The sequence below is a fragment of the Bradyrhizobium sp. 14AA genome, assembly GCF_054185205.1.
Genome location: NZ_JAVAYM010000023.1, coordinates 139,827 through 155,921 on the forward strand (window position 1 = coordinate 139,827; position 16,095 = coordinate 155,921).

Annotated in this window: 18 protein-coding genes; 14 read left to right on the plus strand and 4 right to left on the minus strand. The window is 65.6% G+C overall.

Annotated features, from left to right (window positions below):
- Positions 1 to 5: 5 nt before the first annotated feature.
- Positions 6 to 422: a 50S ribosomal protein L17 gene (gene rplQ / locus RAD15_RS33155; RefSeq protein ID WP_129268086.1), complete on the plus strand. Its 417-nt coding sequence runs from the start codon at positions 6 to 8 to the stop codon at positions 420 to 422.
- A gap of 68 nt (positions 423 to 490) precedes the next feature.
- Complete coding sequence (locus RAD15_RS33160; RefSeq protein WP_458182692.1) at positions 491 to 1,084, plus strand: hypothetical protein; 594 nt, start codon at positions 491 to 493, stop codon at positions 1,082 to 1,084.
- Positions 1,085 to 1,163: 79 nt separating this feature from the next.
- Here RAD15_RS33160 and RAD15_RS33165 read toward each other — a convergent pair whose 3' ends face one another.
- On the minus strand, positions 1,164 to 2,141 hold the full coding sequence (locus tag RAD15_RS33165; protein WP_458182694.1) for a Bug family tripartite tricarboxylate transporter substrate binding protein: 978 nt from the start codon (positions 2,139 to 2,141) through the stop codon (positions 1,164 to 1,166).
- Between the two features lie 47 nt (positions 2,142 to 2,188).
- The gene (locus RAD15_RS33170; RefSeq protein WP_458182696.1) at positions 2,189 to 2,353 is read right to left on the minus strand and encodes a hypothetical protein; all 165 of its coding nucleotides are present in this window, start codon (positions 2,351 to 2,353) and stop codon (positions 2,189 to 2,191) included.
- On the opposite strand from RAD15_RS33170, the gene RAD15_RS33175 reads away from it, so the two are divergent.
- On the plus strand, positions 2,346 to 3,134 hold the full coding sequence (locus RAD15_RS33175) for an SDR family NAD(P)-dependent oxidoreductase (RefSeq protein ID WP_458182698.1): 789 nt from the start codon (positions 2,346 to 2,348) through the stop codon (positions 3,132 to 3,134). The two genes, RAD15_RS33170 and RAD15_RS33175, sit on opposite strands and share 8 nt — an antisense overlap.
- Before the next feature lie 9 nt (positions 3,135 to 3,143).
- Positions 3,144 to 3,440: a DUF1330 domain-containing protein gene (locus RAD15_RS33180; protein WP_458182700.1), complete on the plus strand. Its 297-nt coding sequence runs from the start codon at positions 3,144 to 3,146 to the stop codon at positions 3,438 to 3,440.
- 153 nt (positions 3,441 to 3,593) lie between these two features.
- Here RAD15_RS33180 and RAD15_RS33185 read toward each other — a convergent pair whose 3' ends face one another.
- On the minus strand, positions 3,594 to 4,607 hold the full coding sequence (locus RAD15_RS33185; protein WP_458182701.1) for a zinc-binding alcohol dehydrogenase family protein: 1,014 nt from the start codon (positions 4,605 to 4,607) through the stop codon (positions 3,594 to 3,596).
- Between the two features lie 121 nt (positions 4,608 to 4,728).
- Between RAD15_RS33185 and RAD15_RS33190 the strand changes: the two genes are divergently transcribed.
- The gene (locus tag RAD15_RS33190; RefSeq protein ID WP_458182703.1) at positions 4,729 to 5,115 is read left to right on the plus strand and encodes a winged helix-turn-helix transcriptional regulator; all 387 of its coding nucleotides are present in this window, start codon (positions 4,729 to 4,731) and stop codon (positions 5,113 to 5,115) included.
- A 179-nt stretch (positions 5,116 to 5,294) separates the two neighbouring features.
- On the opposite strand, the gene RAD15_RS33195 is transcribed toward RAD15_RS33190, so the two are convergent.
- Complete coding sequence (locus RAD15_RS33195; RefSeq protein ID WP_458182705.1) at positions 5,295 to 6,908, minus strand: OprO/OprP family phosphate-selective porin; 1,614 nt, start codon at positions 6,906 to 6,908, stop codon at positions 5,295 to 5,297.
- Between the two features lie 312 nt (positions 6,909 to 7,220).
- Between RAD15_RS33195 and RAD15_RS33200 the strand changes: the two genes are divergently transcribed.
- The 9 genes from RAD15_RS33200 to RAD15_RS33240 all read left to right on the plus strand — a co-directional run bounded on the left by RAD15_RS33200 (position 7,221) and on the right by RAD15_RS33240 (position 16,012).
- Positions 7,221 to 8,627 (plus strand): DegQ family serine endoprotease, encoded by a 1,407-nt coding sequence (locus RAD15_RS33200; RefSeq protein WP_458182706.1) that lies wholly within the window; start codon positions 7,221 to 7,223, stop codon positions 8,625 to 8,627.
- A complete protein-coding gene (locus RAD15_RS33205) occupies positions 8,624 to 9,958 on the plus strand; it encodes a replication-associated recombination protein A (protein ID WP_458182707.1) in 1,335 nt (444 codons plus the stop codon). Before RAD15_RS33200 ends, RAD15_RS33205 begins: the two co-directional genes overlap by 4 nt.
- Before the next feature lie 77 nt (positions 9,959 to 10,035).
- Positions 10,036 to 10,353, plus strand: coding sequence for a HigA family addiction module antitoxin (locus tag RAD15_RS33210; protein ID WP_458182708.1), 318 nt, complete (start codon positions 10,036 to 10,038; stop codon positions 10,351 to 10,353).
- The gene (locus RAD15_RS33215; protein WP_458182710.1) at positions 10,350 to 11,564 is read left to right on the plus strand and encodes an RluA family pseudouridine synthase; all 1,215 of its coding nucleotides are present in this window, start codon (positions 10,350 to 10,352) and stop codon (positions 11,562 to 11,564) included. The genes RAD15_RS33210 and RAD15_RS33215 overlap by 4 nt, the downstream gene beginning before the upstream one ends.
- Before the next feature lie 107 nt (positions 11,565 to 11,671).
- Positions 11,672 to 12,466, plus strand: coding sequence for an ATP12 family chaperone protein (locus RAD15_RS33220; RefSeq protein WP_458182711.1), 795 nt, complete (start codon positions 11,672 to 11,674; stop codon positions 12,464 to 12,466).
- 58 nt (positions 12,467 to 12,524) lie between these two features.
- On the plus strand, positions 12,525 to 14,141 hold the full coding sequence (locus RAD15_RS33225; RefSeq protein ID WP_458182713.1) for a flagellar hook-length control protein FliK: 1,617 nt from the start codon (positions 12,525 to 12,527) through the stop codon (positions 14,139 to 14,141).
- Positions 14,138 to 14,401: an EscU/YscU/HrcU family type III secretion system export apparatus switch protein gene (locus RAD15_RS33230; RefSeq protein ID WP_458182715.1), complete on the plus strand. Its 264-nt coding sequence runs from the start codon at positions 14,138 to 14,140 to the stop codon at positions 14,399 to 14,401. Before RAD15_RS33225 ends, RAD15_RS33230 begins: the two co-directional genes overlap by 4 nt.
- 69 nt (positions 14,402 to 14,470) lie before the next feature.
- A complete protein-coding gene (blaOXA, locus tag RAD15_RS33235) occupies positions 14,471 to 15,289 on the plus strand; it encodes a class D beta-lactamase (protein ID WP_458182716.1) in 819 nt (272 codons plus the stop codon).
- A 66-nt stretch (positions 15,290 to 15,355) separates the two neighbouring features.
- Entirely contained in the window at positions 15,356 to 16,012 is a 657-nt protein-coding gene (locus RAD15_RS33240) for a carboxymuconolactone decarboxylase family protein (RefSeq protein ID WP_458182717.1), read from the plus strand.
- Positions 16,013 to 16,095: the final 83 nt, after the last annotated feature.

The window sequence follows — 16,095 nt, forward strand, 5'->3', positions numbered from 1 at the left end:
CACACATGCGTCACGGCAAGGTTCATCGTAAGCTCAACCGCACCGCCGAGCATCGCCGCGCGATGTTCGCCAACATGTGCGCCGCGCTGATCAAGCACGAGCAGATCGTCACCACGCTGCCCAAGGCCAAGGAGCTCCGTCCGATCGTCGAGAAGCTCATCACTCTCGGCAAGAAGGGCGGGCTGGCCATGCGCCGCCAGGCGATCTCCGAGATGCGCGACAAGGATCAGGTCAGGAAGCTGTTCGACGTCCTGGCGCCCCGCTACAAGGACCGCCAGGGCGGCTACACCCGCATCATCAAGGCGGGCTTCCGCTACGGCGACAACGCGGCGATGGCCGTGATCGAGTTCGTCGATCGCGACGTCGATGCCAAGGGCCAGGACTCCGGTCCGGTGCAGGAAAAGGAAGCCGAGGCGGCGTAAGCCACTCAGCAGATCTGAATTGAAAGCGGCGCCCTCGGGCGCCGCTTTTTTTGTCGACAACGTCGCGCGTGCACCGTCCGGCCTCGCTGTCGTGCCGCCTTTCTCACGCCACGAATGCAACTCTACTGTTCGCATTCAACCTCCGAGGGAAAGCGATGTTTAAGCCGCGATACATGATTTCCATTGTCTTTTTGGCGCTTTCAATGATCTGGCCGGTCGGCCTCGCGCAGGCCCAGCAGGCATTTCAGCGCTTTCTGCCGTTCCTGGTCGATTTGAATGGTTGGGAGGGCAAGAAGCCGGAGGGCATGTCGATGCAAATGGCAGAGACCAGCGTGACCACTGCGACGCGCGACTACGAACGCGGTGAGGCGCAGGCTCACGCCACCATCATTCTCGGCTCGGCCGCCGAGGGCGCGCTGGCGCCGATTCAGAGTGGCATGAACCTCCAGACGGCGGATGGTCACATGATCACCGGCAGCGCGCGGGGCATGCAGGTCTTCAAGACCTTCCACATCAAGGACAAGTCCGGCACGCTGATCGTCGCGCTCAGCAAGGACGCGGTGTTCAACTTCACCTATCAGGGCGTCGGCGAGGACGAGGCATTGGCGCTCGCCGACAGGTTCGACTGGAAGGCGATTCAGGCCGTCGCCCAGAAAAAATGACGGTGTAGCAGGGGCAGACCTGTCGGGCGGACACGGCGCACTTGCGCCGTACCCATCACCACCATTGGCGAGCGGAAGATCACTCCTCCTTGATCCCCGCCTTCTGCGCGATGTCCTTCATCTCCGCCGTCTCCTTGGTCACCGTTCCGGCCCAATCGTCGAAGCGCGCAAAGCCCGGCTCGAAGCCGACCTTGCTGAAGCGCTCGGCGACGGAGGGGCTGTTGATGATCTCCTCCAGCGTCGCCGACAGCTTGTTGCGAACTGCCGGCGGCAGCCCCTTGGGCGCGACCAACGCGCCCCAGGACGAGAAGTCGATGCTGCCATAGCCGAGCTCGGCGAGCGTCGGCACGTCGGGCAGGAAGGGCGTGCGCTTGCCGGAGAACACGGCGAGCACCTTGACCGTGCCGGCCTCGATCTGCGGCTTCACGGCGATCACGGTGTCGACGTGGTACTGGATGTGCTTGCCGATGAGATCGTTCATCGCCGGCGCGCTGCCCTTGTAGGGCAGGTGGACCATCTTGACCCCGGCGGCCGACTTGAACAGCTCGCCGGCGAAATGCGAGACGGTCGCGACGCCGAAGGATGCCAGCGACAGCTTGTCGGGATTGGCCTTCGCCTCGGCGACCAGCGCAGCCACGTCCTTGATCGGGTTGTCCTGGTAGGTGACCAGCGCCAGCGTGATCTTGCCGGTCCGGCCGATTGGCTCAAAGTCCTTGGCTGCGTCGTAAGGCACGCTCTCCTTCACGGCTGCGGGCAGCGTGAAGCTCGAGTTCGAGCTGAAGAACAGGGTGTATCCGTCGGGCTCCGCGCGCGCGACCTCCTTGGCTGCGATCGTGGTGCCGCCGCCCGGACGATTCATGATGACCACGGGCTTGCCGAGCCGCGTCTCCAGCTCGCCGCCGATGATGCGCGCCACCACGTCGGAGGCGCCGCCGGGCGGGAAGGGAACGATCAATTGCAGGGATTTTTCCGGATAGACCGCTTGAGCCGGGGCTGGCGAATTGCCGCCCGTCAGGACGACCAACCCGAGCACAACAGTTAGGGCCGTTCTCTTCATCGCATGGTCCTTCCGTGTTCGCATGAGCCAAGAAGCTCGGGTGTGGCTTAGCAATAATCGTTCCAGCCGTGGTCGCGATAGCGGGCGTGGGGGTCCATGCTGTTGCCGGTACGGCCGATCATTCTCTCACTGATTGGTGAGCGCCAATTGCGGCCCAGTCGGTTGCGCCCGATATCCCCGTCATCGATCAGATGGAGATAGTACATGAACATCGACCTTTCGGGAAAAACTGCACTGGTGACCGGCTCGACCGCCGGCATCGGCCACGCCATTGCCAAGGGCCTTGCAGCCTCCGGCGCCAGTGTGGTGATCAATGGCCGCAGCCAGGACAAGGTCGATGCGGCCGTGCGCAGGCTGGAGGGTGTTGGCGGCAGGGTGCGCGGCATCGCCGCCGACGTCTCGACCGCCGCGGGCTGCAAGGCGCTTGTAGCGGCATTGCCGGAGGTCGACATTCTCATCAACAACGCCGGGATCTTCGAGCCGAAGGATTTCTTCGACATCCCGGACGAGGACTGGACGCGTTTCTTCGAGGTCAACGTGATGAGCGGCGTGCGGTTGTCGCGCGCATTCCTGAAAGGCATGCTCAACCGCAATTGGGGCCGCATCGTCTTCATCTCCTCGGAGTCCGGGCTCAACATTCCCGTCGAGATGATCCACTACGGCATGACCAAGACGGCGCAGCTCTCGGTCGCGCGCGGCCTCGCGCAGCTCACCCGCGGGACCGGCGTCACCGTCAATTCCGTGCTGCCGGGCCCGACCATGTCGGAGGGCGTCGAGACCTTCGTGAAGGATCTCGCGAAGCAGAACGGCCAGTCGGTGGACGAAGCCGCCGCGAATTTCGTCAAGCAGCATCGTCCGAGCTCGCTGATCCAGCGTTTTGCTGGCGTCGACGAGATCGCGAACATGGTTGTTTACATTGCCTCGAAGGAAGCGTCTGCGACCAACGGCGCCGCGCTGCGGGCCGAAGGCGGCATCGTCAACACGATTGCCTGAGACCCGCGCATGACAGCCTATGTGATTTCCGAAGTCGAGATGCGCGATCCCGATGGCTTTGACGCCTATCGCACGCTCGCCGCGCAGACGATCGCGCAATATGGAGGGCGTTATCTCGTCCGCGGCGGCAAGGCCGAGCTTGCCGAAGGCAATCTCCCGCCGAAGGCCGTCGTCATCGTCGAATTTGCATCGATGGCGAGGCTGAAGGAATGGTACGCCTCACCGGAATATGCCGAGGCGCTGAAGCTGCGGCAGACGGCGCTGGAGCGGCGGCTGCTGTTCGTCGAGGGTGTTCCGGAAATGTAGGGTGGGTTAGCCCTGCAGATGCGTGAAGCGCATCTGCAGGGCGTGACCCACCACTACTGTTGCCGAAGAGGAAGACGCGGTGGGTTACGCCGTGCGAACTGCGCTTCGCGCAGTCGCAGGGCTAACCCACCCTACGCACCGACGCCGGAGCCGCTACCACCCCTCCAGCACGATCTTGCCGCGCGACTTGCCGCTCTCGAGCAGCGCATGCGCGCGCTTGAGGTTGGCGGCGTTGATCGTGCCGAAGGTCTGGTCGAGCGTGGTGCGCAGCACGCCCTTGTCGATGAGGTCGGCGACGTCGTTGAGCAGATGATGTTGCGCGATCATGTCGGCGGTCTGGAACGAGGAGCGCGTGAACATCGATTCCCAGTGCACCGAGATTGCCTTGCCCTTGAACGTGCTCATGGTGAACTCCGCGGGATCGTCGATCAGGCCGAACCGGCCCTGTGGCGCCATGAAGTCGGCGATCGCCTTGTAGTGCTGGTCGGTGAAGGTGAGGCTTGCCACCAGCGCGACCGGCGGCAGCTTGAGCTTCTCGATCTGCTCCTTCATCGGCTTGCCGTGGTCGATCACCGCATGCGCGCCGAGATCGAGGCACCATTTCTGCGACTCCGGCCGCGTCGCGGTTGCGAGCACGGTGAGGCCGGTGAGGCGGCGCGCGAGCTGGATCAGGATCGAGCCAACGCCACCGGCGCCGCCCGTGATCAAGAGCGTGCGCGGATCGACGCTCTTGCCCGGCACCGCGCCGAGCCGGTCGAACAGCAATTCCCAGGCGGTAATGGAGGTGAGAGGAAGCGCGGCGGCCTGCGCGAAGGACAGGCTCTTCGGCTTGTTGCCGACGATGCGCTCGTCGACCAGGTGGAATTCGGCGTTGGTGCCCTGGCGCAGGATCGAGCCGGCGTAGAACACCTCGTCGCCCGGCTTGAACAGCGTGACGTCGGGTCCGACGGCATCGACCACGCCGGCGGCGTCATAGCCCAGGATCTTGGTCTCGCCCTCGGGCGGCGCGGCGCGCTTGCGCACCTTGTAATCGACCGGATTGGCCGAGATCGCCTTCACGGCGACGCGGATGTCGCGGCCCTTGGGCTCGGGCTTTGCGGTCTCGAAATCGATCAGCGCGTCCTGATCCTCGATCGGAAGCGACTTCTTGTAACCGACGGCCTTCATGGCTTGTCTCCATCAGATGGCGTGCTCGCCTGCCGCTTTAACTGTCGCCCTGGCTCCGATTTGGCAAGTACTGTAAATTCGGGGATATAGTCCCTGTTTGGATACTATTGGGAAGATACGCATGAAACGCCGCAATTTTGCCCGTCGTCCCGGCTGCTCGGTCGAGGCGACGCTGGACCTGATCGATGGCAAGTGGAAGGGCGTGATCCTCTATCACCTCCAGAGCGGCACCCAGCGCTTCGGCGAATTGCGCCGCATGATGCCCGGCATCACCCAGCGCATGCTCACAAAGCAGCTTCGTGCGCTGGAGGAGGACAAGCTGGTCATCCGCAAGGTCTATGCCGAAGTGCCGCCGCGGGTGGAGTATCGCCTTTCCGAGCTTGGCGAGAGCCTGCGGCCGGTGATCGATATCCTGAAGGCCTGGGGCGAGAGCCATCAGCAGCGATTGTCCTGTGCGCCGCCGCCGGTGGTCTTGAAGAAGCCGAAGCGCGCGGGAGTGAGTTTGTAGAGAAGCGGCATTCTCGGTGTCGTCCCTGCCTAGTGCGCAATTGCGCACGGGGAGCAGGGACCCATAACCGCAGGGAAAAGTCGTGGAGCGAGCCGGCAATTCCGAGTCATCGCAACCACGCCCGCCTGTGGTTATGGGTCCCGGGCTCGCGCTTTCGCGCGCCCCGGGACGACGAGGGTTCAGAACGCGAACTGCGTGCGCATCGCGACCGCGTCGAACTTCGAGCCGACATCGGCGGTCGAAACCGGCGAGGCTTGCCGCGACACCGTGCCGTGCAGATAGTCGAGCATGAAGCGGACGTTGCCGTTGACGTACCAGTTCAGCGCGAGCGTGTAGACGGTCTGCCGGCCGCCGGCGACGCCGTTGGCGGTCGCGAGCTGGTCGTTGAGGTCGATCGTGGAGTAGCGCCCCGCGATTTCCCAAGCGCCCCAGCCGCCGCCGTCGAGCGAGAACGGATGCGCAGGCTTGACACCGTTATAGGCAGCGTTCGCTGCGTTGTAGCTGCGGCCTTCGCCCGTCAGCACATAGCCGGCCTGTGCGTAGCCACCCTGGAATTTCAGGCTCGGTGCGCCGACCAGCGGGACGCCGGTGTTGGCGGTGCGATCGACATTGTACCAGAAGTACTCGCCCTGGACGATGAACGGACCGTAGGTCGCGGCGGCTTCGACGCTGTAGACCTGCGCGCCCGAGGCATTGGCGATCGCGCCGGTCGAGACCAGCGTGGTCGGATCGAGCCGCAGCTCCGGACGGTCGCTGAGCGTGACCGTCTGCGTGTTGGCGATCAGATTGTGCGGCGGCTGGATCAGCCATTGCGCGTCGGCGCCGATATGCACCGAATAGTCCTTGCCGCTGATCGGGTTGCCGGCAACGCGCGCCACCGCACCATATTGCTCGCTGGTGCCCACTGGGGCCGCGCTCGAGGCGGAATGGATCGCGCCTGTCGACGGCCCCGTGACATAGCCGCCGATCCATAGCTGGTCGTTGTACCAGCGCGTGCCGGCCGCGGAGCGGAAGTCGCCGGCCGCGATGTTGGTCGCGATCACGCCGGGCGAGGCGCGCTCCATGAACATGATGTCGTTGGAGCTGGTGGCCTCGTCCATGGTGTAGGGCAGGTCCATGATGCCGGCCTCGATCGCCATCCGTCCGCCGAATGGCTTCAGTCCGGTGTAGCTGAGATAGGCGTTCTCGACGCCGGACAGGCCACCGCCCGGGAGCGATCCTGGTGCCGCGCCGCCAAATCCGTCGGAGGAGCCGCCGAAGTCGTAGACCAGTGCGAAATTCCAGTCGTTGAAGAATTTGCCGGTGACGCCGATGCGCGCGCGGCGGACGTTCTCGCCGCTGTCGAGCTTCTGCGGCACCGTGGCCGCGGTATTGGGACGATAGTCATAGCCGCCGATATCGTAGTGCACGCGGCCGGTGATGGCGACGCAATTGGCCTGGTCGGCCGTGCAGATGGTCGGCCGGTTGTTCGGCATCGTCACGACGACGCCGGAGGCGGGCGCCGGGCCCTTCAGCGGGATCGCCGCGTTCGCATTTGCGACGACGGCCTTCGCCTCCGAACGCGCCTCGGCTTTGGCCTCGGCCTTCGCTTCTGCCTTGGCTTTCGCCGTGGCGGCCGTGTTCGCTGCGGTCTGGCTCTGGAGCTTGTCGAGCTTCTGCTCCAGCATCTTCAACTGCTGCTTCAGCAGCGCGATCTCCTGCTCGCTGCTGCTTGCCGATTGGGCCTGGGCCTGCGCGGCCGCCAGCACACCGGCGAGACCAATCGCCGTGGCTGCAATTCTTGTCCTGCTCACGTCACGCCTCCATCGTTTGACGAACTTCCCCAAGTCGCAACGGGAGAGCCTAGGATCGATCGATGACTGCCCCGCGACGCTGCGCCCGGTTGCGCGGTTCCCACTGATGCAAATTCGCCGCAACCGAATCCACCGCGCACCACAATGCTGGATGACGCGCATCATGCCAATCCACCGGCCAGGCAAATTGCCGATTCGGACGCTGGGCTTGCATGCCGGACACACCGGGACGGGGCAGAATATTGCCGCCCGGCGCCCTTCTAATGGCGGGCGAACGCGCCTATATTCCGTCGTCTTTTCCGAGAGGTATGAATGTTTCGTTCGATCCGTGCCGCCGTCATCACTGCATTGTGCATAGCCTCTTCGGCCACCTTCAATCCGGCCACGGCGCAGGACCGTCGGGTCCCGTCATCGCCGGCCGAGCTGCGGCTGTCCTATGCGCCGATCGTGCAGCGGGTGCAGCCGGCGGTCGTCAACGTCTATGCCGCCAAGGTGGTGCAGAACCGCAATCCTCTGCTGGACGACCCGATCTTCCGCCGCTTCTTCGGCGTGCCGGGCCAACAGCAGGAGCAGGTGCAACGCTCGCTGGGCTCGGGCGTGATCGTCGATACGTCCGGGCTCGTCGTCACCAACGTCCACGTCATCGAAGGCGCCGACCAGGTGAAGGTGTCGCTGTCGGACAAGCGCGAGTTTGAAGCCGAGATCGTGCTGAAGGATTCCCGCACGGATCTTGCGGTGCTGCGCCTGAAGGATTCGAAGGAGAAGTTTCCGGCGCTCGAATTCACCAATTCGGACGAGCTGCTGGTGGGCGACGTCGTGATGGCGATCGGCAATCCGTTCGGTGTCGGCCAGACCGTGACCCACGGCATCATCTCGGCGCTGGCGCGCACGCAGGTCGGCATCACCGATTACCAGTTCTTCATCCAGACCGACGCGGCGATCAATCCCGGCAATTCCGGCGGTGCGCTGGTCGACATGAACGGCCGGCTCGCCGGTATCAACACCGCGATCTACTCCCGCTCCGGCGGCTCGCAAGGCATCGGCTTCGCCATTCCCGCCAACATGGTGCGCGTCGTCGTCGCTTCCGCCAAGAGCGGCGGCAAGGCGGTGAAGCGTCCCTGGCTCGGCGCGAGATTGCAGGCGGTGACGCCCGAGATCGCCGAGAGCCTCGGCCTGCGCTCGCCGACCGGTGCGCTGGTCGCGAGCGTGGTGTCGAACGGTCCGGCGGCCAAGGCCGGCCTCAAGTCGTCCGATCTCATCACCGGAATCGACGGCCAGACCGTGGATGATCCCAACGCCTTCGACTATCGCTTCGCCACACGCCCGCTCGGCGGCACCGCGCAGATCGACGTGCAGCGCGGCGGCAAGCCGGTCAAGCTGGCGGTGGCGCTGGAGACCGCGCCCGATACCGGGCGCAACGAGCTCGTCGTCACCGCGCGCTCGCCATTCCAGGGCGCGAAGGTCTCGACCATCACGCCGGCGGTCGCCGATGAGCTGCATCTGGACGCCGACACCGAAGGCGTCGTGATCACCGATCTCGGCGGCGACAGCGCCGCGGCGAGTGTCGGCTTCCAGAAGGGCGACATCATTCTGTCGGTCAACAACCAGAAGATCAGCAAGACCGGCGACCTCGAGAAGGCCGCAGGCGAGCGCCCGCGGCTCTGGCGCATCACGCTGGTGCGCGGCGGCCAGCAGATCAACGTCACGCTGGGCGGATGAGTCCGAAACGACCACAGCAGACGCCAACTCTCTTCGCCGCGGCGGGGCTCGATCAAGAGGCTCCGCATCCGCTGCCGGACCGGCTGCGTCCGCGTGCGCTGTCGGAGGTCGTCGGCCAGGACCACATCCTCGGTCCCGACGGCGCGCTGACGCGCATGCTGGAGACGCGCACGCTGGGATCGCTGGTGTTCTGGGGGCCGCCCGGCACCGGCAAGACCACGGTGGCGCGGCTCCTGGCGGACGCGACGGATCTGCATTTCGAGCAGATTTCCGCGGTGTTCTCCGGCGTCGCCGATCTGAAGAAGGCGTTCGACGCCGCGCGCGCCCGCCGCGAGATGGGCAAGGGCACGCTGCTGTTCGTCGACGAGGTGCATCGCTTCAACCGCGCGCAGCAGGATTCGTTTCTGCCCGTGATGGAAGACGGCACGGTGGTGATGGTCGGCGCCACCACCGAAAACCCGTCCTTCGAGCTCAACGCGGCGCTTTTGTCGCGCGCGCGCGTGCTGGTGTTTCGTTCGCTCGATGCCGCCGCGATCGAAAGGCTGTTCGCGCATGCCGAGGAGGTCGAAGGCCGCAAGCTGCCGCTCGATGCCGAGGCACGCGCCGTGCTCGTGCGCATGGCCGACGGCGACGGACGCGCCTCCCTGACGCTCGCCGAAGAGGTCTGGCGTTCGGCGCGGGCGGACGAGATTTTCAATGCTGCGCAGTTGCAGGACATCCTGCAACGCCGCGCGCCGATCTACGACAAATCGGCCGACGGCCATTACAATTTGATCTCGGCGCTGCATAAGTCGGTGCGCGGCTCCGATCCCGATGCCGCGCTGTACTATCTCGCGCGCATGCTTGATGCTGGTGAGGACCCGCTGTTCCTGGCCCGCCGCGTCGTGCGCATGGCGGTCGAGGACATCGGGCTCGCCGATCCCCAAGCGCTCGTCGTCGCCAATGCCGCCAAGGATGCGTTCGACTTCCTCGGCCATCCCGAGGGCGAGCTCGCGATCGCACAGGCCGTGGTCTATCTCGCCACCGCGCCGAAATCGAACGCGGTCTACACCGCCTTCGGCACGGCGATGCAGGTCGCCAAGCAGGCCGGCTCGCTGCTGCCGCCCAAGCACATTCTCAATTCCCCGACCAAGCTGATGAAGTCGGAAGGCTACGGCGCGGCCTACGAATACGACCACGACGCCCCCGACGCCTTCTCCGGCCAGGACTACTTCCCGGAAGCCCTGGGCCGCCAGACCTTCTACGACCCGCCCGAGCGCGGCTTCGAGCGGGAGATTCGCAAACGGCTGGATTATTGGGCGAAGCTGAGGAAGGAGCGGGGCGGGAAGTAGGGCTTAAGCCCGCCCCAAGAGCGTACATTTACGGTTTACGTAACACGTAAATCTTGCTACTTGGCCGGGGAATTCCTATGCCCCATACACCTACACATCCCGGCGAGCACCTTGCCGAAGAACTGCGCGAACTCGGCATCACGGCCGCAGAGCTGTCGCGTCAGATTGACGTGCCGGTCAATCGCATCACCGGCATCATCAACGGGCAACGCGGCATTACTGCCGATACGGCGCTCCGTCTTGGTCACTGGTTCGGTACCAGCCCGCAATTCTGGATGAACCTGCAACAGCAGTATGAGCTGCGGCTGGCGGAAAAAGAGGTGGGTGCGCAGGTTGCGTCACTGCCCCGCCGCGCCAATGCGCAGTCGACACGAAAGCTTGGAAAAACCGCATGAGCCGCCGCATCAAGAGAATGAACCCGAAGCCTCGGGACCGCGACGAGCGCAAGGAGGCGCGCCCGTTCAAGGCGCGCACCGCGAAGACAGCCGGACCGCGGCCGGGTGGCAAGCCCGGCAGCAAGCCGCCGCGCTTTGCCGGCGAGCGTGCCGAGCGGCGCGCGCCGAAAGCCGAGCTGGAAAAGGCCGCACCGGCAAAGCCGGTCGAGGCATTGCTGCCGACCAAGGTGCAGACCGTCAAGGTCACGGCCGACGAGAACAACATGCGGGTCGACCGCTTCCTCGAAGCGCGCTTTCCCGGCCTGTCATTTTCCCACATCCAGCGCGTCGTCCGCAAAGGCGAGCTGCGCGTCGACGGCAAGCGCGTCGACAGCAAGGACCGCCTGGAGGAGGGCCAGAGCGTCCGCATTCCGCCGCTGAAGCTCGACACGCCGAAGGTCGTCGGCGAGCTGTCGGAGGCTGCGCAGAAGACGCTCAAGGCGCTGAAGGAGATGACGATCTTTGAGGACGACGACGTCCTCGTGCTGAACAAGCCGGCCGGCCTTGCCGTGCAGGGCGGCTCCGGCATGACGCGGCACATCGATCAGATGCTCGAGGTGATGCGCGATTCCAAGGGCCAGAAGCCGCGCCTCGTGCACCGCATCGACAGGGAAACGTCAGGCTGTCTGCTGATCGCCAAGACACGCTTTGCCGCCTCGCATCTGACCGGCGCCTTCCGCTCCCGCTCGGCGCGAAAAACCTATTGGGCGCTGGTGCCGGGGCTGCCGAAGCCGAAGCAGGGCCGCATCTCGACGTTCCTCGCCAAGGAAGAGAGCGAGGACGACACCATCATGCGTATCGCCCAGCATGGCGACGAGGGCGCGAGCCACGCGGTGACCTACTACGCTGTCGTCGAGACCGCCGGCAACAAGCTGACCTGGGTGTCGCTGAAGCCGGTGACGGGCCGCACCCACCAGCTCCGCGCCCACATGGAGCATATCGGCCATCCCATCGTCGGCGATCCCAAATATTTCAACATCGAGAACTGGCAGCTGCCGGGCGGCCTGCAGAACCGGCTGCATCTCTTGGCACGCCGCATCGTCATTCCGCATCCGCGGGGAGGCGTGATCGACGCCACCGCGCCACTGCCGCCGCACATGCAGCAGTCGTGGAATCTGCTCGGGCTGGACGCAAGCCGATTCGATCCGATCGAAAACGCGCCGGAGGAGTAGGGGCGGAGCCACGGCGCCCGCAAGTTCCCTCCTGCCTGCCGCTCGCTTTATCGGCCGCCGCTCTTATCTTAAAAGCTAGCATTCAGAGACCGGGACCGAAAACTCACATGCGCGAATTGTTCGAAGAAGCTGCGGGGCAGCCCCCACCGGATCCACGGGAATCGGCGCGTGCGTCCGCACGCTCGCCGCAGCGCAAGCGCTTCTACAAGGAGGCGGGAGTCACTGATGCCGAGGGCGGCTTCGCCATTACCCTCGACGGCAGGCCGATCCGCACGCCCTCCAGCCGGCAGGTGGTGATCCCCTCGCGCGAACTGGCCGACGCGGTGGCCGCGGAATGGGCGGCGCAGGGCGAGACGATCGATCCTGTCACCATGCCGCTGACGCGGGTTGCCAACAGCGTGGTCGAAGGCGTGGTCGACCGCGTCGAGCTCGTCAGCGACGACCTCGCGAAATATTTCGAGTCCGACCTGCTGTTCTATCGCGCCGGCCATCCCGAGGGGCTGGTCGCCCGCGAGGCCGCGAATTGGGATCCCGTGCTGTTCTGGGCCGCCGAGACGCTGGGCGCGCATTTCATCCTGTCCGAGGGCGTCATGCATGTGAAGCAGCCCGACGAGGCGCTCAGGGCCGCGCGTGCGGCGCTGCCGGGGGATGCCTGGTCGGTTGCCGCGCTCCACATGGTCACGACCCTGACCGGCTCGGCGCTGCTGGCGCTGGCCCTGGCGCATGGCGTGCGTGATGCCGGCCAGGTCTGGGCCGCCGCCCATGTCGATGAGGACTGGAACGCCGACCAATGGGGCGTGGACGAGGAAGCAGCGGCGCGCCGGGCTACGCGCCTGCGGGATTTCGAGGCCGCCGTAGCGGTTTTGGCGGCCGTAAAGCCGCAAGCGGCCGAAGGTCCTTAACGAGAGGTTTACGAGGGCGGCCTTAGGGTGGGGCTAGCGTTTCTCCGGGCCCCTCGATATGCCGACGCCGGTCACTTCCATCGCTCCCGCCAGTGCCGCCAGTCCCCTGGCTGATGCGGCGACGCCCGATCTCGTGCTCCAGGCCGGCAGTGTCGTCGACGCCAGGGTCGTCAGCGTGCTCGCCGACAATCTGGTGCGGATCGCGATCGCCAACCTTTCGATGGATGTGATGTCCGAGGTGTCGCTGACGCCGGGGCAAAATCTGCAGCTCGCGGTGTCGCAGAACGACGGCACCATCCGGCTCGCCGTCATGGGCGGGGCAGGCGAGGCGACGGCGGATCAGGTCACGCTGACGCCGCGCGCGGCCTCGCTGGTGGACAGCCCGCCGCTTGCGCCGTCCGCGAGCGCGGCCCGCAACACGCTGACGCCGTTGGAGCAGATCGCCGTCACCGTGGCTTCGAGCGAAGCCGTGACCAAACAGGGCAGCCAGGCGCCGCTGTTCGCCAATCTCGCCTCCGTCGTCACCGGCAGCGATCTGCCGGCGGGGTTGAAGCAGGCGGTGCTGGACGTGCTGGCGCAGCAGACGCCGCTCAATGCCGGCCTCGACGGCGGCGACATCGAGTCCGCCTTCCAGAAATCCGGCCTGTTCCTCGAGGCTTCGCTCGCCGCAGGCACAACGCCGTCATACGGCACGATGCCGGACCTGAAGGCCGCGCTGCTGGTACTGCGCCAGACGCTCGCGACGATCGAGACCGCCGCGCCGCAGGCGCAAGGTTCCGCCACGCCTGCTGGCGCGACGGCGACACCGCAGGTCGCCGCCGCGCCGGCTCAGTCAGCCGGTGAGGCCGCGCAGGCCGCATTGCCAACCGGACCCGAGATCGCCCAACAAGCGCAGCAGCCCCGCGGCGCCAATCTGGCCGCCGCCGTGCTGGCCGACATCGCCGGCAATACTCCGCAGGCAGCGATGCCGCGCACCATGTCCGCCGGCCTTGCCGCAAGCCTCCTGCAGGAGGTCACGCAAAACCTGCCGCGCTTGACCGGCAACGTTCCGGGCTCGAACAAGGCCGTGCCCGACGGCCACGTCTTCGAGGCCGCCGCGCGCGCGACACCACCGCCGTTCCGTGGCGCGCTGCCGGCGCCGCAGGCGGTTGCCTCGCCATCGCTCGCGCCGGATACGCCGCTCTCCGCAGCGGTGCACCGCTTGCTCGACGACACCGATGCCGCGATCGCGCGGCAGACCTTGTTGCAGGTCGCTTCACTCCCCGATCGCGCCGATGCCAGCGGTCACCGTATCGATCCGGCCGTGCCGCAGTGGAATTTCGAGATTCCCTTCGCGACCCCGCAGGGCACCGCGATGGCGCAGTTCGAGATCTCGCGCGATGGCGGCAATGAGTCCGCCGATCCCGCCAAACGCGCCTGGCGCGCGCGCTTCACGCTCAATGTCGAGCCGGCGGGACCGGTGCATGCGCTGATCACGCTGAACGGCGACAAGACGTTTGTGCGGATGTGGGCGGAGCGGCCGGCGACCGCACAGCAGCTCCGCGCCGGCATCGGCGAGCTCAATCAGGCCCTCACGCGGGCCGAGCTCAAGCCCGGCGACATCATGGTCCGCGACGGCACGCCGCCGCAGCCCGCGCCGGCCCGTGCCGGCCATTTCCTGGACCGCGCCACATGAGCGATCCATCCAAGCTCGCAATTGCGCTGCATTACGAGAAGGGCACCAACGCGCCCGTCGTCGTTGCCAAGGGCAGGGGCACGATCGGCGAAAAGATCGTCGAGATCGCCAAGGCCAACGACATTCCGATCGAGGAGAACGAGATATTGGCCGGCGCGCTGTCCAAGGTCGAGCTCGGCGAGGAGATCCCGCCCGATCTCTACAAGGCCGTCGCCGAAGTGCTGGTGTTCGTTCTGCGGCTGTCGGGCCGTGCGAGATAGCCTGTCATTGTTTCACCACGTAGCGGCGGCATGGTCGCGGCCACTTTCATCGTTTGACGGACACCGCTCTTGCTCACCCGCCGCTCCACTCTCGGCCTTCTTGCTGCCGCCGCCACCTTGCCGTCGCGTGCATTCGCCCATGTCGCGCCGCCGCGCAATGAGATCCGCGACAGTCTCGCAAAGCGCTTCACTGACCTTGGCACGGCGGGCACCTTCGTCGGCTACAAGGTCGAGGACTACCTGATCGTCGCCAGCGACAAGGAGCGCTCCGGCGAGGGGAAGCTGCCGGCCTCGACCTTCAAGATCCCGAACTCGCTGATCGCGCTGGAGACCGGTGTCGTCACCGACCCCGACAAGGACCTGTTTCCCTGGGACGGCGTGAAGCGTTCGATCGAGGCCTGGAATAAGGACCATACGCTGCGCAGCGCGATCGCTGTGAGTGCCGTGCCGGTCTATCAGGAGATCGCGCGCCGGATCGGCGAGGTGCGCATGCAAAAATACGTCGACGAGTTCGATTACGGCAATCGCGACATCGGCGGCGGCATCGACCAATTCTGGCTTACCGGCGCCTTGCGAATCGATCCGGTCGAGCAGATCGACTTCGTCGATCGGCTGCGGCGCCGCGCGTTGCCGGTTTCCAAGCGCAGCCAGGATCTCGTCGCCGACATCCTGCCGCTGACCAAGGTTGGCGACAGCGTCATCCGGGCGAAGTCGGGCCTTCTCGGCGCCGAGCGCGGTGAGCCGTCGCTGGGCTGGATGGTCGGCTGGGCCGAGAAGGGCGAGGCACACACCGTGTTCGCGCTCAACATCGACTGCCGCGAGTCGCGCCACATCGAGGCGCGCATGAGCCTGACGCAAGCCTGCCTTGCCGAGATCGGCGCGATCTAGCGCTGTCGCGCCGCCGCCGCTCGACTAGCATCCTTCCGGCCAAGAAAGAAAACCGGGAGGATAACAATGAACGCAATACCGCTCTGGCTGTCGTCGCTCACGCTTGCCGCAGCTGGCGGCTGGCTCGCCGCCACGATGTTTGCTGCACCCGCCACCAGCAAGGAGCCGCGATTTCCGCAGCTGACCATGGATCAGCTGGATGCCAAGCAGAAGCCGCTCGGCGAGCAGATTATGAAGGTGTCGAGCGTCGGCATCGGCGGGCCCTACAATCCGATGATCCGCAGCCCGGTGCTGGGTCAGCGCCTGTTCGACCTGTTCTATTATCTGCGGTGGGAAACCTCGGTCCCCACAAAACTCAACGAGTTTGCGATCCTGATCATTGGGCGGCAGTGGCGCTCGCAAGTGGAGTGGTTCGCCCATGCGCCGCTGGCGGCCAAGGCAGGCCTCTCCTCCGACATCATAGCGGAGCTCAAGGCCAACAAGCGCCCGTTGAAGATGGCCGAGGACGAGGCCGTCGTTTACGACTTCGTCACCGAGCTCACTACGACCAGGAAGGTCTCCGACGAGACTTATGCGCGCGCAAAGAAAATCTTCAACGACCAGCAGATCGTCGATCTCACCGCACTCGCCGGCAATTACGTGATGGTCGCCATGCTGCTGGCGATGGCGGAAGAGACGGTGCCGCCGGACAAGCAGGAGCCGTTTAGGCCGGGCGAGCCTTAGGGCGAGGAGCCCGCGACAAATTGTGATACCGTAGGGTGGGCAAAGGCGCGTAGCGCCGTGCCCACCATCTCTCCGGGGCGTAA